General features: G+C 32.4%; 1 protein-coding gene. It reads left to right on the top strand.

Going from position 1 to position 238, the window contains the following annotated elements:
- Nucleotides 1-238 (top strand): nitroreductase family protein (locus tag ACRHOZ_RS21420; RefSeq protein WP_431130406.1); only part of this gene is annotated, 238 nt, incomplete at both ends.

Below are 238 nucleotides of genomic sequence, written 5' to 3'. Positions count from 1 at the left end.
AATTTATTAGAACATTTACAATGGCGTTATGCCACTAAAAAATTTGATAGTACCAAAAAAGTATCTTCAAATGATATTGAAAAACTTAAGCAAGTGATTCAACTATCTGTATCATCCTATGGATTACAGCTATATAAAGTCTTGATAGTTGAGAACCCTGAAATTAGAGAGCAGCTAAAACCTGTTTCATGGAATCAGAGTCAGATTACAGATGCTTCTCACCTCGTTGTGTTTTGTA

The organism is Flagellimonas flava (genome assembly GCF_050617915.1).
GTDB classification, from domain to species: Bacteria; Bacteroidota; Bacteroidia; order Flavobacteriales; family Flavobacteriaceae; genus Flagellimonas; species Flagellimonas flava_A.
The sequence above is the reverse complement of the archived record's forward strand: the minus strand, read 5'-3'. Positions and strand labels throughout refer to the sequence as shown.